The sequence below is a fragment of the Oscillospiraceae bacterium genome (assembly GCA_035380125.1).
Classification (GTDB): domain Bacteria; phylum Bacillota; class Clostridia; order Oscillospirales; family JAKOTC01; genus DAOPZJ01.
The window spans coordinates 90,974-112,599 of the sequence record DAOSWV010000007.1; the positions used below are offsets into that span (position 1 = coordinate 90,974).

Consider the following 21,626-nt stretch of genomic DNA (forward strand, 5'->3'; position numbering starts at 1 on the left):
ATACCACATCCCCGTTTTATTTTCAATATTTTTACATTATAAAGAAGCTCATCTGTCCGGATGGCACTTCTGACAGGCGCGGTATCCTGCGGCGACGGCCTCCTGATATGTCTGGAAATAGACGCGGTTTTGTTCATCGGGCAGAAAGGAACAAGTCGGCAAATGTACCACTTTGGTGTTTTTATTTCCGATAAAGACGGTCTGCCCGGTGTTGATCACCGGCGTCTCCGAAGAAGAAGTTTTTGCGCTGCTTTGCGCCGATGCAGCCGTATCGGGAAGACAATTCCCGCAGGGTGTATATCCCTGTGCCAGTGCCGCTTCGAGCGTCGCAAAATATACTCGGTTCTCCGGAGCGGGCAGATTGCCGCACGAGGCCAGATGCACCACTTTGGTATTGATATTGCCGATATAACCGCCGGTCTCGGCTGCTGAGGAGGTCTTTCCAACCGAAACCGCCGCAAGGGACGATCCTGTGGTGTTCTTTGCCGCGGATATGTGCAGCGTTTTCCCGTCGCTCTCAACAAGGATATCACCGTTTTGATCGGTACGAAATACTTTGACATCGGCGTCGTACAGGCGGCTCAACACCGCTTCATCCGGGTGACCGTAGGAATTGTCCTTGCCGACGGAGATGACGGCATATTGGGGCATCACCTCGCGCAAAAACACATATGAGGTCGAGGTTTCGCTGCCATGGTGTCCGATCTTGATGAAATCAGACTCGAGCGTAAATCCCCTGTCGAGAATATCCGCTTCAGCTTCCCGCTCGGCGTCGCCCATGAATAAAAATGAGGTATCTTGATAAACCAACCGAAACACGATGGAGTTATTGTTTTCATCCTCATATTGCTTCGATGGGGATAAAATCGTGAATACCGCATCAGCAAGCGCATATTCGTCTCCGACTTCGGGGATCGTAATTTGAGCGCCTGCCTGTTCAACATATTTTAAAAAATTGCGGAAAGCTTCGGAATCGTAATTTTTGCACGACGACAGAACGGTTTGAACCCCGCAGGCGTTGAGAGCGCCCGAAAGTCCGCCGACATGATCCTCGTGACCGTGTGTACAGATGATATAGTCCAGCGTCTCAACGCCTTCATCCTTCAGGCAAGCATAGATCAAATTACTGTCCGCGGCATTCCCGCCGTCAATCAGCATATATTTTCCGCCGCACATGACCAGTGCACTGTCAGCCTGTCCGACATCTAAAAAACGAATCCAAAAACCGCTCTCGGTTGACCCTATATCCGTCTGTGTGGACTGCGAGTTTGAATCGTGAGACGTCCGGCTTTGCGCAAGTGAATTTTCGGAAGGAAGCACACTTTCCGGCACTGATGACATGACCTGTTTATTCGAAAACGTTGTATTTTGAGATTGTGACGATGCAGCCTGAACACATCCCGAAAGCAACAGGCATAAAATCAGAAATACCGTTATGGCTTTTTTCATCCCGATAATCCCCCTATTTCGTCATACCACCGCCGCAGCGCTCATTTTGTCGCCGTGAGTCGGATGAAGCAAATTTTGATGACGGGATTAAGAGTACCACGGGAGGTGGGCGATAAAACGGACTTCACTTTATAAATCGGACTTGAAAAAGAAATATAGGGTTGTTATAATGAGCTTAAGATGTTCAAAAACACAGGAGGGATTTTTTTTGTACCGGACCCATCAAAATCAAGTCGCAGAAATCACTTTGCAATCCGCGAGAACATATCAAGGCCCTTTTAATGAAATCTCTTTGTTTGCCGTATTTACCGCACCCGACGGCAGCATGAAAAAGGTTTCGGCTTTTTGGGCGGGCAGCGACATCTGGCGCATCCGGTACAGCTCGACGATGATCGGGATACATCGGTTTGTCACGGAATGCAGCGACGGTGGAAATACCGGCTTAAACGGCGTGACGGGTGAAGTTGAAGTAACGCCCTACATCGGTAAGAATCCGCTCTATCTGCACGGTGCAATTCGAAAGAACAACGGCAACAAATACCTCGAACACGCGGACGGTACGCCTTTTTTCTGGCTCGGAGACACTTGGTGGATGGCCTTCACGACCCGTCTCGACTGGCCCGACGGTTTTAAAACACTGACTGCCGACCGCGTCGAAAAGGGATTTTCGGTGGTTCAAATTATCGCGGGGCTTTATCCCGACATGGAGCCGTTCGACGAGCGCGGCGCGAACGAAGCGGGTTTCCCGTGGGACCCGGAATTTAATGCGATCAATCCGGCCTACTTTGATGCAGCTGATAAAAAGATTCAATATCTGATCGAACAAGGCATCGTACCCTGTATCGTGGGCTGCTGGGGCTTTTTCACGGGCTTCGCGGGCGTTGAGAACATCCGCAGGCACTGGGATTACCTGATTGCGCGCTGGGCGGCCTATCCGGTCGTCTGGTGCCTCGCCGGCGAAGCCAACATGGCGTTTTATGACGACCCTGATCTAGTCTCGGGCAAGATCACCTATGAGCAATATATTCAAAAAGCCCGCCGTGAATGGACCGAATTGACGCGCCATGTCAAAGAAAACGACCCGTTTAAGCGGCTGATTACGATTCACCCGACCCAAAACGGGCATGAGCAATTAGAGGATGAGACCCTGCTCGATTTAGATATGCTCCAGACCGGACACGCCGGGCCGCTCTCCCTGCTGCCGACCATCAAACAGGTCAAAGCAGCAGTCGACCGCAAGAAAATGCCGGTCATTGACGCCGAAGTCAACTACGAGGGCATTTGCGGTTCGAGCGGGCCCGATATCCAGAGATACTGTTTTTGGGCCAATGTGCTCACGGGCTGCTGCGGTCACACCTACGGCGCAAACGGCATCTGGCAGCTGAACAGCATCGGTAAACCCTATGGCCCGTCTCCGCACGGTGCCACCTGGGGCGATACCCCGTGGCAGGAGGCCTATCAACTGCCCGGTTCCAAGCAGGTCGGTGAAAGCAAGAAATTTTTGACGCAGTTTCCGTGGCACAAGTTTGAACGGCATCCCGAGTGGGTTAAAAAGCCCTGCTCCTATACCGATCTCGACGGGATGTTCTGCGCGGGTATTCCCGGGGAAATCCGTGTAATTTTCTGCCCATTTTTCGGCGGTGATTTCTGGGGTGAGAACACGATTACCAACATCGAGCCGAATGTGAAATACAAAGCCATGCGTTATTATCCGATCTCCGGGGTAACTGAGGACTACGGTGTAATCACCCCGCAAGCGGACGGCAGCTGGACACCGCCGCGCAACCGCTGGTTCGGCGACCATGTGATTGTGCTGCAAAGAGCGGACTAAACGTCCGGCGGACACGTGTCCGTTATATAGGACATTGACTGCATTATAATAAATTCGTAATTTGATCTTCAGTAAAAATTACCCTTCCATGAATCATAAGAGGCCTTGCTCCGTCTTTGCAGAGGAAAAGCGCGAGTCAGAGCCTCGCGCTCAGACGAAGCAATCCAGAGAATAAGCGTATGGATGAACCAGCGAACTAGATTAACGAGCGATCCGGATTAACCGCGCGGTCTGGATTGCCACGGGACTGAAGCCCCTCGCAATGACGAAGGAGGTGAAAAACGATGGGTGATCGGGTGATTCTGCACTGCGACTGCAATGCGTTTTTCGCCTCCGTCGAATGTCTGCACAATCCGCAGTACCGCGACGTTCCCATGGCGGTTGCGGGTGACGAACAAACCCGCTCGGGCATTATTCTGGCAAAAAATGAATTGGCTAAAAAAAGCGGCGTTGTTACGGCCGAGACCATCTGGCAGGCACGAAAAAAATGCCCCGGGCTGGTGCTCGTTCCGCCCAGACACGGAGAATATCACAAATACTATTTGAAAATCAACGACATCTACCAGCAATACACCGAACAGGTCGAACCGTTCGGCGTCGATGAATCGTGGCTTGACGTCACCGGCAGCCAAAAGCTCTTCGGCTCCGGTCCGGATATCGCAGAAACCCTGCGAAAACGGATCAAATCCGAGATTGGGCTGACTATCTCGGTGGGTGTTTCGTTTAATAAGATTTTTGCAAAACTCGGCAGCGATTATAAAAAGCCGGACGCGGTCACGGTGATCACTCGGGAAAATTTTCGCAACATCGTCTGGAAGTTGCCGGTCGATGCTATGATTTATATCGGGGGAAATGCTGCGGAAGCGCTGCGCAGAATCGGCATCCGCACGATCGGACAACTCGCACTGGCTGACCGTGAGTTATTATATAAAACGCTTGGAAAAGGCGGTCCGGCTGCCTGCGACTTTGCCAACGGCCTTGATGACAGCCCCGTGCTTCCGTTTGAACATGCGCACGAGGTCAAATCGGTCGGTAACGGCACCACCCTGCCCCATGATTTATCCAAGACGCAGGAGCTGCGAAACTGCGTTACGGAACTCTGTGAACTGGTCGCCGGACGCCTGCGGGCCTGTGGAATGCGCTGCACAACCGTTAATGTTGCGCTCAAGGATCCGCAGTTTCATACGATCTCCCGGCAAAAACCGACCAAAAACCCCACCGATATTACCAAGGAACTGATCGAGATCGCCATGGAGATCATCACGGCAAATTACCGCGACGGAAAATTGATCCGGTCAATCACCGTGACCGCCCATAATCTCGTCCCCTGTGATGCCAAAGAACAGCTTTCCCTGTTTTCCCAAGCTGATTATAAACGGGAAAAAATGCATGAACTGGAGGAAACAAAAGACCGTATCCGAAAAAAATACGGCCGTGATGCGCTCCGATATGCCAACACCCTCGACACTGATTGATTGTATCCCTTTCTACTGCGTTCACATATGATATAGCGGCAGGCCTGCCAAATATTTTGGGAGAGATATTTGTATGGCTAATTGCTGCAATCAAAACCGCACTGTCTGCTGCGGAGGTATGCCGATTTTCCGCGAACCCACCGTTTGCTGCGGAGGAATGCCGATTATCAGCCAAGGCATCCAATGCAGAGATAGAAGGCCCAACGATCCTTGCTGCTGCAAAGACAAGAGACCGAATCCCTGCCATCATCACCATCACTACTGTTTCCCGCGCTGCTGCTACTGTTGCTGCTGTTGCTGCTGCCGCAGGTTCAACCCTTGGGGTCCTTTCGGCCCTAATGACCCCGATGGTCCCGGAGGTCCTGACGGCCCTGGCGGTCCCGGAGGCCCTGGCGGTCCCGGAGGCCCTGGCGGCCCTGGCGGCCCCGGAGGCCCCGGAGGCCCCGGAGGTCATGGAGGCTCCGGAGGTCATGGAGACCCAGACGATAACGATGAACCCGGTGAAGAAATGGGCGGAAACGGATTCCCGCCGATCTACAGCGGCTGGTCTTGTCCGCTTTTCCGGTAAAACCGAAAACCCCCGGAGCAAAATGCTCCGGGGGTTTATTTGATATGGCTTCAGATTATTTATCGTTGACATCAACGCGGTCGAGTTTCAGTCCGAAACGCTCGACGACATCATAAGCGTGCGAGGTGCCCTCCGGTTCCTTCTCGATCCGGTGATAGGTCGGGACATTATATTGATTGCTCTCGTGGCGTTTGATCTGAACGACCAAGCTCTTGAGCGGCGCACCGCTGAGGATGGAATTGAGGCGGTGGATATCCTTGGCCAATTTGTGCAAGTGGGTAACCCAGATACCGCGCGCACCGAGCAGTTTGATTGTGCTGGTGATTTCGCGGGAGATGATCAGGGTTTCTGCGGTACCGGTTCCGGTCAACGGCTCGTTGAACAGAACCATCGAATTGCAGGTGATGTAGTTCATCATGTTGCCGACGCGGGCGATTTCCTGGTCGAACTTGCCCTTCTTGGTGGTGGAAACCTCTTCTTTGAGCGCAAAGACCGTGAAGATGTTGTCGACAAGACCCATCTTGGCCTCTTTCGCGCCTACCGGCATACCGAGCTGGAACATCAGCTGGCCGACGCCGACCGAACGTAGGAAGGTCGTCTTACCACCCTGGTTAGCACCAGTAAGCAGTGCGAACTGTCCCTCGGGAACGAAGTCGATGTCGTTAGGAATGACAGGACGGCTGCCTTTGAGGACCAACAGCAGCAGCGGCAGGTAGAGCTCTTTGGCATAATATCTCTTGTCGTCGTAGATCTCAGGGAAGCAATAGGCGCCGCCGAGGGCTTCGATCTTAGAGAGATAATTGAAGACGCCGATGTAGAATGTAAGGGACTGTTTGAGGTTCAAAATCCATCTTGTGGACTGTTTCAAGAAGTCACGCACGCGCAGGCCGGCTTCACCGACGCAGGCGCCGAGTGCGCCGCGCACGAAGTTGGACATTCTCACACCCTCACTGGCATGGGTTGCGCTCTGAGAGCTGGCGGTTTGTTTGGTCATATCACCCATGCTGAAGCCCGAATGGTTTGCAAGGTCGTCCTTGAGACGATAAGAATCAGTCAGACCACGTTTAAACGGAGCGCCGTTTTTCGGCTCACGTTCGCGGGAATCAATATAGCAATATTCATTGACCGAGAGCAGTTTGACATGGGTGATTTCGAAACTCTCGTTGAAGTTGAAGCCCAGCGTAATGCTCTTCGGTTCATCCAGAGCCGGCAGGCGTTCTTTCCAGGCCTCGATGATCTTTTTATAGCCGTCGCTCTCATAAGACTCTTTGACGTATGCGTAAAACTGTTTGAGTCCATAACCGAGTTCTTCTTCATCCTGATATTTGCCCAAGGTGGTATAGAGTTTTTCGAGGATTTCGAAATAGGTCTCCGCAAAAGCGTATTTGTTCATTGCAAAGAACGCTTCAAGATCGCTGGTGGAATCATCCATGTTCGGGATTGAGAAGAAATCCTGCCAATCGCCGATTGTTTTGAGGAGATCTTTGAACAGCTGCAGCAAATCGGGATGACGCTGCAAACTCTTGATGAGGTTCTGGCGCTCACGGACAATATTCGCGTCCAACGCAAACAGATTGCACAAATGCAGTGCATTGATCTTGCTGTCCATGCCTTCAAACATGGCTTCGACCAGGAAGTTGAGGTCGAGGTTTTCGATGAACAGATCATCGAAGCTTGGTACGCGGTTTACAACAGGATCTTCCGTCATCCAAAGTAAATCAAACATCTTGTTGTGCCCCCTTTAATTCATGTCGGCGTCGCCGTCTTCATGCAGTTCCATGATAGTCGGTTTATCGATGCCGAGTTTGATGTCTCTGTCTTCGAATCTGTGCATGATCTGACGCAGAGTGATACCGTGGGATGCCGCAACTTCGAGCGCGTAGCTCTTCTTCTGCGGGGCGCCCCCTTTGATCTTATAAGTACGGATTGCGATGTCGCTGTCCGGATTGGGTTTAGTCAGCGTGATCAAGCTGCCGGTTTTGCCCGGATGCGCTTTTTCAATCGCCGGAAGGAAGTCGTACAACTCGTAGAAGTGAGTCGCCACAATACCGGAAACGCCGCTGTCAAGCAGTGTTTTGATTAAGTCGGCGCAGATCTGGGAACCTTCCATCGGGCTGGTGGATGTCAGCGGCTCGTTCATGATGACGATCGAGTTCGAAGTGACATTCGGCAGCATCTCTGTGATCTGACGGACTTCTTCACCCATTCGGGAGTCCTCGTAGTTGTCGGTCTCACCGCCGGAGAAGATCGTAAAGATCGACTGAACCGGAGAAATCTGGACTTCATCAGCCGGCAGATAGAACCCCAACTGGAACAGCCAAATCAACTGGCCGGTAGCGGTCATGTAGGTGCTCTTGCCGGAACTGTTAGCACCTGTGAGTAAATAAAACTTACCTTCGACCGGGAAGTTGATGTCATTTTTAATGGTATCGTTATCGGGGTCAAGCGCCAACAGGATCGGATACATCTCTGTGGCATGAAGCAGGAATTTGTCGGAATCGATCACTTTGGGCTGGCACATCGTGAAGCCCTGATCGCGCAGGCGGCGAACCAGATTGAGCGCGCCGGCGTAGAAGGAGAAAGCCTCGTCGACGTTCTGAAATTCCTGAAGGCCCTGCGGCTTGTATTTGGAACAAATGCTCTTGATCTCTTTAACCGATCCCTTGTAATATTCGTGGATCATGTTCAGCGCCTCGTTCTGGAACAGACCGAGATTGGAGATGTTCGGCATTGATTTCAAGTTCGAAACGCCTTTGATGGGTTCGTCTTTCCAATAGACGAAAATCGAGCTCTTGTCATACTGTTCGGGTGAGAACTCGTCAACAGTCATCGACTGCAGAATCAAACCGTTTTTCAGGTTTGCACCTAAAGCAAAACCGCGGATATCGAGCCAGGATGTATCAACCTTTGAGAAATCGCTAAGCATGGGATCGATTTCGTCTCTGTCATAATAGTCGTTGACCATCTTCTTGAGCACTTCGATCGCTTCGGAAGAGGTTTTTACCTCGGGATCCGCAAACGCTTCACGCAGCGCGTTCATCAGATTGGCATACAGCGACAGACGGCGATATTTCAAAGCGATCTGGCAGATAATGTTGTCACGGTGCTCCATCTTGCGGGTGAATTCCTTCAGATAGGCCAAAGAAGACGGAATCAGGAAGAAGGCCTTTTCCAGCTTCGGGTTGGCAATGAGGTCGGCGATCATGCCGTTGCGGAATGCGATCGTATCGGCATCGTTCGTCGTCAGGTCGTACAGCTGTTCAATCGACAGCGTAAATCCGGTGCCGAGGAACATATTCTCGACCAATGCCTCCAATCTGAGGTTTTGAATGTTCTTATCCCGTCTGACAACGTCAAATGTGACTTGTTCTTTGCTCGCGGGATAGAGCAAGGGGTTTTTCATTGGTTGATCATCCTTTCCAATTGTGTGTATATGTCATCGGTACCGATCAGTACCGCAGGATCGATGTTGACGCCATTTACTTTGATATTGAAATGCAGATGAGGACCGGTGGCGTATCCCGTGGAGCCGACTTCTCCGATTTTTTCACCCGTTGAGACCGTCTGCCCCGTCTCGACGGATATAACCGATAAATGATTATAATAGCTAAATATGTTGAAACCGTGAGCAATGATCACTGTATTGCCATAAAATTTTAAATTTCCCGCATATGCAATGCGTCCTGCTCCGGCGGCAATGACCGGATCGCCTTCATCGGCGGCGATGTCGTATCCCGAATGTGCCGAACTGTACTCTTCGTTGGTATAGCGGCGCATCCCGTATTGGGTGGAGATTCGCCCCTGGGCCGGCATGACGAATCCGCCGGTAAAGAGCAGCTCCTGTGGGGAAGTTTTCGTCGCCTGTTCGATGATTTCCTTATCGTCGCTGAGATTTGAACTGCTGCCCGCATTCGCTGTCGACGAACCGGAAACAACCGTTAAATCCTGTCTGTCAAAGGTTCTGTCAATAAATTGGATGGCTTTGTGTGCGATGACCTCGTATTCTCCGTCTTCCGACCGAAGGATCTCAACATCCCCGGTCTTGGTGGTCGTGCTCGACAGTGGCACGAAACCGATGAAAAATCCGTCTTCCTGAATCAGCGGAAAAACCTTTGAGGTCACTTCGCTGAACCGTGCCCAAAGGGCATTTTCGCCGCTTCCTCCCACCCGTATGATCAAAAATTCTCCGGGGCGGATTTCTTCCGAGGAAACCTCCAGCGTGACGGGAGCCGTTGTGTCGGAAGAAATATTTTGGGACGACTGGCTTTGAATTTCCGATTCCGAGGATACCGGATAACTCGATTTGGTCTGCGTCTCCGAGGCCGGTAAAATCACGGGATTTCCGGTTTGGGAAGAAGTTGTCCCGCTTGCTGTACAGCCGCAGAAGAACAGCATACAGGCTACGGCCGCAAAGACAAAACGTCTCATTTCTTTAGCAGCTCTTTTTGATCTTTCAGCAAATCGCGGATCTCGGTGAGAAGGACTTCTTCTTTGGATGGTACTGCCGGTGCGGGTGGTTCCGCCTTCTTTTCTTCCTCTTTCCTCGCCTCGGCCAGCTTCCGCATACCGTTGACAGCCTTTACGACAAAGAACAGGCACAGGGCAATGATGATGAAATCGACAATCGTCTGAATGAAGTTGCCGTAATTCAGTGTTACTGCAGGCGTATCGCCTACGGCTTCTTTGAGTACGAGATTCAATTCGGAGAAATTTACGCCGTCCAAAAGCACACCGATCGGAGGTGTAATGATGTCTGCGACAAAGGAAGAGACAATTTTCCCGAACGCAGCGCCGACGACGACACCGATGGCCATGTCGAATACGTTGCCTTTGACCGCAAACTCTTTGAATTCTCCGAAAAACTTCTTCATCGGATCAAGCCCTTTCCGGTGAGATGAAAACCGCACGCGCGCACACGCGTGTGTCGCATACGCATACGCATACAAGCGTAAAATTATTATATAATGTTTCAAGACCGCTTGTCAACCACAAATATGGCAAAATCGACAAAAATGTTTTCCATTCCGAACGATTTTTTGCCCTTCGTATTACAGAATATTGATCGCAACCTCTGCCCACTTGATCGTGAACGGCTCGCGCATCGCTGCGATCTCGGCGATGTGTGCAACGGGCATACCGGGCTTGTTGATGATTTCGAACGCGTGATATTCCAAACCCGGATAATACGGCGCCGGTAAAGCGACCTTTCCGATATAACTTAATTTTTCGGAGTCGAGGAAGACGTCGAAATCCTCTGCTGCAAGGCCCCTGCCCTCATCAACGCCCAGCACGAGGCGCATTTTCGCATCCGAAGAAACCTTGCCGACCGGAATGCGCAAGGTCTTGTATTCGGGCTTTCCGACATAAGCCGGATTTCCGCTGCCTCTGCGCGCGCATTCCACCGGCAGCGGATTTTTATGCGGCACGCCGGGCGCTTTTACATCGCAATAAGTCACGATATGACGGCGCGGTTTACCCATGAGCATTTCTTCGGAACCGAGTTCGCAGAGCAGCTGCTTATATTGTTCTCCCTTGAACAAAGGTTTTTGTCCGGAGAGGTCGTCCATGTAGTTGAACAAATATACGCTGTCGGCGCCCATCGCCAAATTGGCTGCGGCTGTCCCCCGTGCGGTCTCAACGCTGTTGACCATAATGGACTTTTTGGGCTCGGTGAACATGGCATCAATCAGAAATTCCTGTCCGGCGGCAAGTTTTACCGATTTTCCGGCCAGAATCTTTTTCCACAGATCAAGCGGCATATCGTTGTCAGAAGTCGCCCAACGAGGGGTGATCGTGATCAGATTGACAAGACCTTCATCTGCCCAAGTGAAGAAATCAAACCCGAGCCGCAAAGCGAGCAGCGGGTCGGCCGGCAGCCGCGTGGCAATTTGAATCGGATGGCCCCACTTTTTCTCGGCTTTATCGGCTTCTTTGCGGATGCGTTCCATCAGCTCGGTGATCAATTTTGCGCCCTGTTCCTCACAACCGATGCGCAGCGAATAAATCTCGCGCATCCAGTCCATCTCAAGACCGTACATATCGAATTTTCGGAGTACTTCCGCCACGAGCGCAAACAGGTGGTCCCGAACCTCGGGGTAGCAAAAATCGAGCGCGTTGTCGTAATAATCGCAGGCGCCGACGCTATGGTGCTGTCCGCGGCGTTTTTCTTTGTTCTCGCGGAAAAAGCTCGAATGCAGGAAATTATCCTCGTCGTCATTGTTATGGATGTCGTTGGTGCGGAGGGATATCCACGGATTGATGCCGATCTCACGCAGTCTGGCGAGCCAGATCGTATACATATCCAGACCCTGGCCGTAATAAATATCCTTGAGTGTCTCGATGTAGCCGCCGTTTGCGTCAGGATATTCCCCGCTGAGATCACCGCCGGCTTTTTTAATCCGCTCATAATTCCCGATGGCGTTATCGCGGCTTTCACTGGGGAACCAGCCGATGCTGCCGTTCACGTTGAAGAAAAAATCGGTGATGCCGGTATCTTTATATTGATCAACAAATTCGTGCAGTTCCTTCAAACCCACTTTGATGTGGCTGCGAAACCGGCTGTATACAAAGTGATTGCAGTCCTCGTTGAAAATAATTCCGCTCATAATGGCACTCCTTTACTTAATTGAAAATCCGCAAATCAACCTCGTCAAAGAGAAAGGCAAGCCGAAAAGGCCTGCCGTTTACTGTGGTTGATATCAGCTCCGTCGGCATGCCTTTTTAATCAGCAAGATAAGATTTTATCAATGCCGTCATCAGCTCGTCCCTGTCGATCTTTCGAATCAAAGAACGAGCGTTTTTATAGGTGGTGATGTAGGTGGGGTCTTCCGACAGGATATAGCCGACGATCTGATTAATCGGGTTATATCCCTTTTCCGCCATCGCGTCAAAAACAGCGGTCAGAATCTGTTTCATCTCGCCGTCCTTATCGCCGGGGATTAAAAAGGGCTTGGTCGGCTCGGACGGGGTCTGAGGAGCCGTATTGTTTTCATTCATGCATCGCACCTCCCAGAGACATTTGCTATTATGAATAATGTTATTATACCTTATGCCCGCCCGAATTGCAATATACCGATTTAATTTTTGGCACAATCATCCAATTCAAGACAATAGAATATCCGAACGATCAAACCGCCCGGATATCCATGAAGAGGGTTATACTTTTTTTCTCACCGCAAACCAGAGTTCGACAGTTCCCTTTTTCTCATCGCCGCCGTAAACCTCGAGATTGAGCCCGTCTGCTTGTTCGTATTCCGCCGTCGCAAGCCATCCCGAAAAGAAGTTTTTATACAGCGTATTGATGACGCTGCCAACATCGTTCCAGTCAAACAGCTTCGACGGAAATATGGCCCAGGTGTACGCGGGGATATCAGCGACCGTGTAGCCGCTCATATCGCTGTCCTTGCCCCGGAATGCGCAGAGCATATACGGGAACGTGTCGGCGGGGGTTTTGCGGTAGTCACAGATACCATGCACCCTACAGCGATTTTTGCCGACAAATTCGGGCACCTCTCCTGCGTTTTTGACCAGCCGGTCATATTCTCCGTCCGACTGACATTGATCCCAGAGTTCGTGCGGGGTTTTGGGCGGTTCTCCTGTTCCGTCAAAACGGAACATGCCGTCGGATCGAAATACCTCTTCGATGCCGAAGACCTGAAAGGCCTCTTTTGTCTCAATACGATAATCCATTTCGGTTTCTCCTTTAATCGTAATTTGAAAGGAGATTCTCGGGAAGGCTTTCAGGGTGACGCCTTCGGCGCGCGCTGCCGTCGGAGTGACCCCGTGCATCGCCGCAAACGCCCGCGAAAAGGATACCGGTGATTCATAGCCGTATTTGAGCGCAAGATCGATAACTTTGACGTCGCTGCTTTGCAATTCGACCGCAGCTTGTGTCAACCGCCGTTTGCGGATATAGTCTGCCAGCGAGAGGTCGGTGATGTAGGAAAAAATACGTTGAAAATTGGAAGATGAGCAGCAGGCCTTCTTCGCAACAATCTCACTGTCAATTTCCCCGGCCAGATTTGCCTCGATATATTCAAGCGCCGCGTTCATTCGGGTCAGCCAATCCAAGATCGTCCCTCCTTTCGATCAAAGTATAGCGAAAACCCGGGGATAAGTCGCAACTTTTACCGCCGGGTTTTGTGGGTATCAATTCGCTATGCCCAACGCGGATTTCATCGCCGCGCAGATGACCTTGGCTTCTTCAACCGAGGAGGCGTATATCTCATAAATAACATTGCGCTTTTCGGGGATTTTTCCGGCCAGAATCGGCGCGACCCGCTCGGGGTTCATGTACGGCAGCAGTGCGACCCGCTCGGGCGTGCGCTTTGCGAGTTCCCAAATGCTGTGGTGCGCACCGTCAAAGTCGACGCCATAGAGATTCGGAATCGAGAAAAACGAGGCCATCTGCCCGTTGTCGTGCGTGCCGCAGTAATGGATGCGCCCTTCGGTGAACGCATCCAGCAGCATGCGGTCGTATTTCTTGATATAGGTCTCATAAAATTCGGTCGAGACGTTGTGCAGTGTGCAGTTGCAAATGCGCAGATTCCCCCGCCAAATGCCGCCCCAGTCGTATAAAATCCCCTTGCCGATGCCGCACAGTTCATGATAATGCCGGGTCATTAAAATTTGATATTGCGTCACTTTTTCCAACAAAATTTCGATGGATTCCGGCTCGTCGTAAAAATCGGTGAAAATATCGTTGCCGCGCAGCAGATGGGCGTTGTTGAACGGCCCCTGCAGATCGGGCAGCATAAAACCGACGCCGTAGGGCAGATTCTCGAGATAAAACTCATAGTGTCGGTCAATTTCGGGGAAACTGCCGCTTTTTTCATCGGGAATCTCTAGCGCGTCAATCTCCTCAGCGTTGTTGACGACGATGCTCTCGGTGCACGGTTGTTCGTTTTCGCGCCGATAGATCTCGCAGCCGAAGGACTCGGCAATCGGCACAGTACCGAAATTGGCACGCAAGGCCGGATAATAATCATCGCCGACCTCGGCGTGATATTTGAAAATGTCAATCTGATTCTCCATCGACGCCGCCGGATCGCGCACGCATTCACCGATGGTGTATTTTAACGCAAGAGGCGCGTGCGTGATAATTTTGGGCTCCGCTTTTTCGTAATCAAAACAAAAATCTTGCCATTTTTGAAACAGCGTGTCTAACCGTGCCTTTTCTGCATCGGTTTTATAAACACTGTTGCGGAAATCTTTCATTTCGGTGATCCCTTCTTTTCGAGATTGTTTTATTATCATAACACAAAACCCATTGCCGGACAATATGATTAATATGACTCGGAAAGTACTCCGGTGTCCTGTTCTTGTTGGAACAGCCCGGTCTTGAAAGCACCTTTCGGGTCTTTTGTTTTAATGTTGTAAATACGGCGATAATATGTTAAAATGGTTGCGTTCCAAGATCGGAGGTACTTTATGCCCCTGCAGGACTATCACACCCACACAAATATCTCTTTCGACTCCGACTGCCCGCTCGAGACGCTGATCGAAAGCCGCAGGACGGCCGGAATTGATTACATGGCTGTCACTGATCACGCCGACTTCAGCGCCGACGACCCCGAAATTAACCGGCTCGACAATTTTTTGACGCAGTTTTCCGAACAGCAGCGATTTTTAGAGACCCAAAAGGGCAACGGCATTGACATCGCGTTCGGCATTGAGATCGGCCAGCCGGTCTTTTGTCCCGAAAACGCCTCCGAACTGATATCCGCCCTGCCCTTCGACGTGGTATTGGCCAGCCAGCATGAAGTTCCCCATAAAGAGGATTTTTACTTTGTGGACTTTACCGGCGGAAAAAACCTGTTGCTTTTAGATGAATATTTCAATCTGCTGTGCGACGTGATCGCATGGGGCGATTTCGATGTTTTGGCACATATGACTTATCCGTTTCGCCAGATGTACCGGCAGGGTCTGCAGGTAGACGAGACCCGCTGGTCCGATGCGGTCAAAGACGTTTTAAAACTGGTGATTAAGGCCAACAAAGCATTGGAGATCAACCTCTCCCCTGTCCCCGAGGGTTTTGAGCCGATGCCGACCAAAAAGATTTTAGCCGCTTATAAAGACCTCGGCGGAAAATTGATCACCATCGGTACCGACGACCACAAGGCGCAGTACGCCGATCATTGCCGCGTAGGAGCGGAACTCGCCAAATCCCTCGGTTTCGAATCTTTTACCGTTTATCACAAAAGAGAACCGCATCAAGTACGGTTTGATTAAAAATAAGGAGTTGACTTGACATGGCAATGAACATTCTCTCTCTGCTCGAACAAAACGCGCGCCTGACCGTAGCTCAGCTGGCGCTGATGACCGGCGAAACCGAAGACGCCGTCGCGAAAAAAATCGACGAATATACCGCGAAGGGCGTTATCTGCGGCTATCGTGCTGTCATCGATTGGGAAAAGGCAGGCAAGGAGTTTATTCAGGCGTTTATCCGGATTAAGGTCACTCCTCAGCCCGACCAGGGCTTTGAAGCCGTCGCCCGTCAGATTATGGCGATGCCCGAGGTGGACAGCGTTTATCTTGTCTCCGGCAGCTATGATATGACCCTGTCGATGTCGGCAAAAAATTTACGTGATGTGGCGCATTTTGTCTCGGCACGCCTCTCTCCGCTCGGTGCAGTGACCTCGACCGATACCACCTTTGTGCTTCAGCGCTACAAAGAGAGCAGCGTCTGTTTCCTCACAGACAGTGATTCGGAAGAGAAAAGAGAGGTCATCCTGTGATCGATTATCAAAAACTGCTCAACCCGACGGTGCAATCGTTGAAACCCTCGGGTATTCGAAAGTTTTTCGACCTTGCCGAGGCAATGGACGACGTAATTTCTCTGGGCGTCGGCGAACCCGACTTCCAAACCCCGTGGCACATTCGGCAGGCGGGCATCAACTCCCTGCAACAGGGCAAGACCAAATATACCGCCAACAAGGGCATGACCGAACTGCGCGGTGAAATTTCCAAGTACTTAAAGCGCCGATTTGATCTTACATACGACCCGGATACCGAAGTGGTCGTCACTGTCGGCGGCTCTGAGGCTATCGACATTACCCTGCGCGCCTTTATCAATCCGGGCGACGAGGTCTTGCTGGCCGAACCGTGCTTTGTCTGCTATGAACCGCTGGCCAGAATGTGCGGCGCAAAGGTCGTCACTCTGCCCTGCAAAATGGAAAACAATTTTAAACTTTCCCCGGAGACGCTCAAAGCCGCGATTACGCCGAAATCAAAACTGCTGATTCTGCCATTCCCCAATAACCCCACCGGCGCAATTATGACTGAAGACGAATTAAAACAGATCGCCGAGGTGCTGAAAGACACAAACATCATCGTACTCTCGGATGAAATTTATGCCGAACTGACTTACGGGCATAAACACGTCAGTTTTGCCGCGCTACCGGGAATGCGGGAACGCACCGTCGTGGTCAACGGATTTTCCAAGGCTTTTGCCATGACAGGCTGGCGGTTGGGTTATACTGCTGCGCCCAAAGAAATTGCTTTACAGCTGGCCAAGCTGCACCAATTCGCCATCATGTGCGCGCCCACAACAGCTCAGTATGCCGCCATCGAGGCTCTACGCAACGGCGACGCCGACATCGAGGACATGCGCGGTCAATATGATATGCGCCGCCGTCTGGTCGTCGGCACACTGCGTTCGATGGGCTTCCCCTGTTTTGAACCTGAGGGCGCGTTTTATGTCTTTCCGAAAATCGACGCATTCGGACTCTCGGGTGAGGACTTCTGCGGGGAGCTGCTCAAACAGCAGCACGTCGCCATCGTCCCGGGCGAAGCGTTCGGGGAAAGCGGCAGAGGGTTCGCACGTATTTCCTGTTCGTATTCGATCAGCCATCTCGCTACGGCGCTCGGCCGCATTGAGGCCTTTATCAAAACACTGTAATTCATATATCCGAAAAGGACGGTTTTTTACATGAAACTTTGGGGTGCGCGCTTTGAACGCGATGAAGACGGCATCGCCGATGATTTTAATTCCTCGATCCGCTTTGACCAACGGCTTTGGAAAGCGGATATCGAGGGCAGCATCGCCCATGCCAGAATGCTGTCTGCCCGCGGCATCATCCCGTCGGAAATCGGCGAAAAGATCGTCGCGGAACTTTATGAGATTAAAAACGGCCTCGAATGCGGTACGCTTTCGATTGATCCGAAGGCCGAAGATATTCACATGTTCGTCGAACAGGTGCTGACCGAACGCATCGGCGACGCAGGCAAATATCTGCACACCGCTAGAAGCCGCAACGATCAGGTCGCACTTGACCTGCGGTTGTGGCAGCGTGATTCCATCGACAAGATCACCGGTCTGCTGAAAACGCTGGTTTCCGTAATTGCCGACAAAGCCGAAGAAAACATCAACACCGTCATGCCGGGATATACCCATCTGCAGCCCGCGCAGCCGGTGACTTTCGCACACCATATACTCACTTATGCACAGGCGTTTTTACGGGATATCGACCGGCTTTCCGACTGCCGCAAACGCACCTGCGTTTCGCCGATCGGAAGCTGCGCGCTGGCTGGAACGACTTATTCCACCGACCGTTTTTATGAAGCCGAACTGCTGGAACTGCCAGCGGTCTGCGAAAACTCGATGGACGGCGTCTCCGACCGCGATTTTGCGCTGGAGTTTTGCTTCTGCCTGTCGGCGGTCATGACCCATCTGTCGCGTTTTTGCGAGGAGATCATCCTCTGGTCGGGGGTTGCCTACGGCTTTTTGACGCTTGACGACGCCTGGTGTACCGGTTCATCGATTATGCCCCAAAAGAAAAATCCCGATATCGCCGAACTCTGCCGCGGTAAAAGCGGACGGGTATTCGGTGATCTGACCGCGCTGCTTACCGTGATGAAAGGGCTGCCGATGGCCTACAACAAGGACATGCAGGAGGACAAAGAGGCGATATTCGACGCCACCGACACGGTCTGCGCCTGCCTGACCGCGTTCACACCGATGTTTTCGACCGCAAAAGTCAACGCCGACAAGATGCGTGCCGCAGCCGCCGACGGCTTTATCAATGCCACCGACTGCGCCGATTATCTGGTCGGAAAAGGCCTGCCCTTCCGCGACGCCTACCACGTTACGGGCGAGCTGGTCAAGCACTGCGTCAAAACCGGAAAACGGCTTGAAGACCTCTCTTTGAAAGAATACCAAACCTTCTCTCCGAAATTCGAAAAGGACGTTTTTGAAGCAATCAAACTTGATACCTGCGTGAGTAAACGCAAGAGTTACGGCGGTCCCGCTCCGGAAGCCGTCGCCGTTCAGTTGAAAAACCTGCGCGACAAGCTGAACGGATATTCCGACTCGTCTTGCTGACAAGGGAAAAATGCACGAAAAAAGCGCCGTAATGGCGCTTTTTTGTTTGATTTTCAAATGCCGATCAACTTTTTGCAATCCGCACGCTATAATCATCATATCGAAAATCCATTTCATATCCCAAAACGCGGCATAATTCAATACAAAACAACATATCTCCGATATATTTCCCATTTACATAACTAGCGCCGCCCTCACCATCCGCATATTCGCTATCATCTTTAAATATCTCCACACTATACGCACCACCACTGTATTCTTTTATTTGTAAGGTTACTTCATTTGAGCTGATTATATTATTATCCTTGTCATAAGTATATTGAACACTCAACGCATCTAAAAATTCAAACAGATCCATTTCAAGGTAAGCGTAACCCAATAAAGGTGTCGTTAAAAATGTTATTTCTTGTTCATTTATAAAAACTTTTGCAGGCCGTGGACCAAAAATTTTCAAAAACTCATCCTGTGTATAGACCTTTTGAAATATATAATCCCCGTATTTCTCATTCGATAAAGGTACTGTCATAAAATACACTTGCATTTCTGTGATCGCTGTTATGGCATAACCCACTTCATTACCCATACCATCTAAATTTAAAATGATAATCTCTTGGATGTTCTCAACGCCGTTTTCCCGGAAACACTCTTTGATAGTGTCTTCATCACACAGAAATATAATCGCCCGTTGGCAGTACTCGCTTGAATTGAACTTTTGCCATATATTGTCCGGGTCATCGAGAGCAAGAAACGGCCCTTGCTTTTCAAATCCACTTGAGATACCTGTTATTAATAACTGCCCGTTTTGCTCCTCAAATCGAAAAATAATGTGCATATCCTCATATAACGGATTGTCCCGGGGATTATTAATAAAATCAATGACATCGTCGCTGCTCTCACCGCCAACAGAATCTAAGCTCATATCTATTGCTTCGGATTCTTCAGTATTTTCAGAACTTGCGGAACTTGCATTTTCGGAACTTAAAGAACTTTTAGAACTTGCATTTGTGGAATCTGCGGAACTTGAAGAACTTGTCGAACTTGTAGAATTCTCAGAACTAGATACGGAATTTGTCGCCGCGCATCCGCAAAGAAATATAAGTATCAGCAATATACAGAATGCTTTTTTCATCAAATATCCCCTACTCCGCAAATTCGCAACAATGAAAAGGCACTAACTCTTGCCTGTAGTATAGCATAATTTTCCCATATTGTAAATGACGCCGAAGCAAAATGCTCCGGCGTCATTCGTGGTTTTCTTTAAGAAAAATCCCTTTATTTAATAAATCCCCGTCAAAGTAATCCTGTATTGTTCACCGCCTACCGTATCTTCTTCCGCCATTATAAAAGAAAATGTTTTTTCAATAGGCGTTCCGGTTTCCGGAGTAAAACGCAGCGTCAAAGTATATTCCATTTTCTCAGCGTCGCCTGAAAACGCCAACACCTCGGTCTGCACCTCCGAAAACTCCTTCGGGTAATACCAAATCCCCTTTTGCTGCTCTGAATAACCCGTAATTTTCGAAAAATCGGGTTCGATTCCAAAGAATATCGTATAATTTGCAATAAACTTCCTATCATTTTCAAAAAAAACACCCGACGTTCCTTTTTCATCCTCGTCTTCAATTTCTTCAGTTGATCTTGTATAGATCGTAAAGATCGCCAACTTATCAAGATAATCAGAATCCGCATTTTCGATATCCGCCGGGTCGAAATCTGTGATTCCGCATTGATAAAGCAATGTTGCTGTCTTTGTTAGTTTTGCTTTAATCGTTTCATCGGTCAATTCTTCATTGTACCAAAAGTTAATATATTCGTTTGAAACATAAACATCGAACATATTTAAATAAGCATTCGTATTGTTACGCCTCTTAACCAGGTTATAGTCCTCCTGACTGATTCCTTGATCCTCTTCGTCATTCAGTGGTTCTCCATTCACCAATTCCACCGCCAGAACCGGATCATATTCATCTATTTGAAAACACAAAATGTTGTGTTCTTCCGCATATTGCGGAACGAGTGAATTGTTGTCGTATAGCAGAATCAATTCCCTCGGACACTCATCAAAAGCATAATCGCTGATTGAAATGACACTGTCAGGGATAAATATCTCAGTAATTTTCGTCTCTGCAAATGCTCCTCCGATCACTTCAACATTTTCGGGTAATGTGACTGTTTCCAAATCCGATAGATAAAATGTTCCGTTTCCTATTTCCTTGATTTTTTGCGGAAATTTAAAATTCTTTATACCTGATTGTGAAAAGACTCCTGTGCCAATACTTTCTACACTTTCCGGTAAATCAAGAGTTGTAAGCTTATCACAACTAGAAAAAGCTGAATCTTTTATCACTCTCAAATTATTATTTACAATAACCTGCTTTAGATTTTGACAGGCCGAAAAGCTACCTTCGCCTATCTCTTCAACACTTTCCCCAAATTGAACGCTTTCCAACTCTGTACATTTGCGAAAAGCGGCTTTATCAATTAGGATAACATTGTCCGAAATTACCACACTTTTTAAGGTTTCATTTTCTTTGAATGCGCCCTCTCCAATCACGGTCACCGAAAGCCCGTCCATCGTATCAGGAATTACAAGCTCCTCATCGTCACCATTGTATTTCACAATAGTAATGCTGTCACCAACAATTTCATATTCATAATCACCGTATTCAAAAACAGCAGTATTCGATTCTGGAATAATGCTTGACTCTTTTGAAACTGTCGATTCCTGAGCAATGGATGACTCCTCCGAAACTGTCGATTCCGAAGAAATTGTTTCCGCCTGACTTGACGAAGAGACAAAAGAAATTTCGGAAATCTCCGAAACCGGCTGCTGCGCGCAGCCGGTTATCATGAATAGGCAAAGCCCGACCAGAAAAAAACTCTTCTTCAAACTTATATTTCCCCTTCCATTTTAATTGACATTAATAAGTTCTATAATCTCCCCGTTTGTTTGCATGACGATTAGCGGATCGAAAAACATTACAT

General features: G+C 49.8%; 18 protein-coding genes. 7 read left to right on the top strand and 11 right to left on the bottom strand.

What is annotated here, in order from left to right; genetic code table 11:
- Positions 1-48: 48 nt before the first annotated feature.
- The gene (locus PK629_03940) at positions 49-1,449 is read right to left on the bottom strand and encodes an Ada metal-binding domain-containing protein (protein ID HOP10625.1); all 1,401 of its coding nucleotides are present in this window, start codon (positions 1,447-1,449) and stop codon (positions 49-51) included.
- Between the two features lie 208 nt (positions 1,450-1,657).
- Between PK629_03940 and PK629_03945 the strand changes: the two genes are divergently transcribed.
- The 3 genes from PK629_03945 to PK629_03955 all read left to right on the top strand — a co-directional run bounded on the left by PK629_03945 (position 1,658) and on the right by PK629_03955 (position 5,366).
- On the top strand, positions 1,658-3,280 hold the full coding sequence (locus PK629_03945; GenBank protein HOP10626.1) for a DUF4038 domain-containing protein: 1,623 nt from the start codon (positions 1,658-1,660) through the stop codon (positions 3,278-3,280).
- A 284-nt stretch (positions 3,281-3,564) separates the two neighbouring features.
- Positions 3,565-4,755 (top strand): DNA polymerase IV, encoded by a 1,191-nt coding sequence (locus PK629_03950; GenBank protein HOP10627.1) that lies wholly within the window; start codon positions 3,565-3,567, stop codon positions 4,753-4,755.
- A 56-nt stretch (positions 4,756-4,811) separates the two neighbouring features.
- Positions 4,812-5,366: a hypothetical protein gene (locus PK629_03955; GenBank protein HOP10628.1), complete on the top strand. Its 555-nt coding sequence runs from the start codon at positions 4,812-4,814 to the stop codon at positions 5,364-5,366.
- 12 nt (positions 5,367-5,378) lie between these two features.
- Here PK629_03955 and PK629_03960 read toward each other — a convergent pair whose 3' ends face one another.
- From PK629_03960 to PK629_03995, 8 genes are all read right to left on the bottom strand, one after another.
- Positions 5,379-7,049, bottom strand: coding sequence for a hypothetical protein (locus PK629_03960; protein HOP10629.1), 1,671 nt, complete (start codon positions 7,047-7,049; stop codon positions 5,379-5,381).
- Between the two features lie 15 nt (positions 7,050-7,064).
- Positions 7,065-8,726 (bottom strand): hypothetical protein, encoded by a 1,662-nt coding sequence (locus PK629_03965; GenBank protein ID HOP10630.1) that lies wholly within the window; start codon positions 8,724-8,726, stop codon positions 7,065-7,067.
- Entirely contained in the window at positions 8,723-9,751 is a 1,029-nt protein-coding gene (locus PK629_03970; GenBank protein HOP10631.1) for a M23 family metallopeptidase, read from the bottom strand. The genes PK629_03965 and PK629_03970 overlap by 4 nt, the downstream gene beginning before the upstream one ends.
- The gene (gene mscL / locus PK629_03975; protein ID HOP10632.1) at positions 9,748-10,194 is read right to left on the bottom strand and encodes a large-conductance mechanosensitive channel protein MscL; all 447 of its coding nucleotides are present in this window, start codon (positions 10,192-10,194) and stop codon (positions 9,748-9,750) included. Before mscL ends, PK629_03970 begins: the two co-directional genes overlap by 4 nt.
- 177 nt (positions 10,195-10,371) lie before the next feature.
- Entirely contained in the window at positions 10,372-11,928 is a 1,557-nt protein-coding gene (locus tag PK629_03980) for a hypothetical protein (protein HOP10633.1), read from the bottom strand.
- 115 nt (positions 11,929-12,043) lie between these two features.
- The gene (locus PK629_03985) at positions 12,044-12,319 is read right to left on the bottom strand and encodes an IreB family regulatory phosphoprotein (GenBank protein HOP10634.1); all 276 of its coding nucleotides are present in this window, start codon (positions 12,317-12,319) and stop codon (positions 12,044-12,046) included.
- A 159-nt stretch (positions 12,320-12,478) separates the two neighbouring features.
- A complete protein-coding gene (locus tag PK629_03990) occupies positions 12,479-13,393 on the bottom strand; it encodes an effector binding domain-containing protein (protein ID HOP10635.1) in 915 nt (304 codons plus the stop codon).
- Positions 13,394-13,471: 78 nt separating this feature from the next.
- A complete protein-coding gene (locus tag PK629_03995) occupies positions 13,472-14,539 on the bottom strand; it encodes a uroporphyrinogen decarboxylase family protein (protein HOP10636.1) in 1,068 nt (355 codons plus the stop codon).
- Positions 14,540-14,752: 213 nt separating this feature from the next.
- Between PK629_03995 and PK629_04000 the strand changes: the two genes are divergently transcribed.
- From PK629_04000 to argH, 4 genes are read left to right on the top strand one after another with little or no spacing between them, the layout of a single operon-like run.
- A complete protein-coding gene (locus PK629_04000) occupies positions 14,753-15,553 on the top strand; it encodes a PHP domain-containing protein (protein HOP10637.1) in 801 nt (266 codons plus the stop codon).
- A gap of 20 nt (positions 15,554-15,573) precedes the next feature.
- The gene (locus PK629_04005) at positions 15,574-16,059 is read left to right on the top strand and encodes an Lrp/AsnC family transcriptional regulator (protein HOP10638.1); all 486 of its coding nucleotides are present in this window, start codon (positions 15,574-15,576) and stop codon (positions 16,057-16,059) included.
- Entirely contained in the window at positions 16,059-17,222 is a 1,164-nt protein-coding gene (locus tag PK629_04010; protein HOP10639.1) for an aminotransferase class I/II-fold pyridoxal phosphate-dependent enzyme, read from the top strand. Before PK629_04005 ends, PK629_04010 begins: the two co-directional genes overlap by 1 nt.
- 30 nt (positions 17,223-17,252) lie before the next feature.
- A complete protein-coding gene (gene argH, locus PK629_04015) occupies positions 17,253-18,644 on the top strand; it encodes an argininosuccinate lyase (protein ID HOP10640.1) in 1,392 nt (463 codons plus the stop codon).
- A gap of 64 nt (positions 18,645-18,708) precedes the next feature.
- Here argH and PK629_04020 read toward each other — a convergent pair whose 3' ends face one another.
- On the bottom strand, positions 18,709-19,773 hold the full coding sequence (locus tag PK629_04020) for a hypothetical protein (GenBank protein ID HOP10641.1): 1,065 nt from the start codon (positions 19,771-19,773) through the stop codon (positions 18,709-18,711).
- A 147-nt stretch (positions 19,774-19,920) separates the two neighbouring features.
- Positions 19,921-21,531 carry a leucine-rich repeat domain-containing protein gene (locus PK629_04025; GenBank protein HOP10642.1) on the bottom strand — a complete coding sequence of 537 codons (1,611 nt, stop codon included), beginning with the start codon at positions 21,529-21,531 and terminating at the stop codon, positions 19,921-19,923.
- Positions 21,532-21,626 lie beyond the last annotated feature (95 nt).

Coding starts and splice junctions, on each gene's coding strand:
- PK629_03940 (HOP10625.1), bottom strand. CDS start 1,449: ATGAAAAAAGCCATAACGGTATTTCTGATTTTATGCCTGTTGCTTTCG.
- PK629_03950 (HOP10627.1), top strand. CDS start 3,565: ATGGGTGATCGGGTGATTCTGCACTGCGACTGCAATGCGTTTTTCGCC.
- PK629_03960 (HOP10629.1), bottom strand. CDS start 7,049: ATGTTTGATTTACTTTGGATGACGGAAGATCCTGTTGTAAACCGCGTA.
- PK629_03965 (HOP10630.1), bottom strand. CDS start 8,726: ATGAAAAACCCCTTGCTCTATCCCGCGAGCAAAGAACAAGTCACATTT.
- PK629_03970 (HOP10631.1), bottom strand. CDS start 9,751: ATGAGACGTTTTGTCTTTGCGGCCGTAGCCTGTATGCTGTTCTTCTGC.
- mscL (HOP10632.1), bottom strand. CDS start 10,194: ATGAAGAAGTTTTTCGGAGAATTCAAAGAGTTTGCGGTCAAAGGCAAC.
- PK629_03980 (HOP10633.1), bottom strand. CDS start 11,928: ATGAGCGGAATTATTTTCAACGAGGACTGCAATCACTTTGTATACAGC.
- PK629_03985 (HOP10634.1), bottom strand. CDS start 12,319: ATGAATGAAAACAATACGGCTCCTCAGACCCCGTCCGAGCCGACCAAG.
- PK629_03995 (HOP10636.1), bottom strand. CDS start 14,539: ATGAAAGATTTCCGCAACAGTGTTTATAAAACCGATGCAGAAAAGGCA.
- PK629_04000 (HOP10637.1), top strand. CDS start 14,753: ATGCCCCTGCAGGACTATCACACCCACACAAATATCTCTTTCGACTCC.
- PK629_04005 (HOP10638.1), top strand. CDS start 15,574: ATGGCAATGAACATTCTCTCTCTGCTCGAACAAAACGCGCGCCTGACC.
- argH (HOP10640.1), top strand. CDS start 17,253: ATGAAACTTTGGGGTGCGCGCTTTGAACGCGATGAAGACGGCATCGCC.
- PK629_04020 (HOP10641.1), bottom strand. CDS start 19,773: ATGAAAAAAGCATTCTGTATATTGCTGATACTTATATTTCTTTGCGGA.